The organism is Alkalihalophilus lindianensis (assembly GCF_032843265.1).
GTDB lineage: Bacteria > Bacillota > Bacilli > Bacillales > Bacillaceae_D > Alkalihalophilus > Alkalihalophilus lindianensis.
In genome coordinates, this window is the sequence record NZ_JAWJBA010000498.1 from 1 (window position 1) to 263 (window position 263).

At 40.7% G+C, this 263-nt stretch carries 1 pseudogene; it reads left to right on the plus strand.

Annotated elements, in window-relative coordinates:
- Window positions 1-263, plus strand: a pseudogene (locus RYX56_RS23180) (GNAT family N-acetyltransferase); the annotation flags it as partial.

Here is a 263-nt window from a genome sequence, read left to right on the forward strand (position 1 = left end):
TTATTATCGACATAAAGGCTGGGAAATTATTTCGGATAAAATATCTTTTACGATCAAGGATTCGCAATTACCAAAAATAACAACAGTCCCCGGGATTGTAGAGCGTACTACGATTGAAGATCCTGTCATTAGGGATACTTATCTTCGGTTTGCGTTACAGACTCATGGTGCTATGATTCGAAACGAACTGGCGTGGGAAGAGACACTGCGCTGGGACTTGGATGATTTGACTGCTGCGATTTATTATGACAATAATAGTCAGC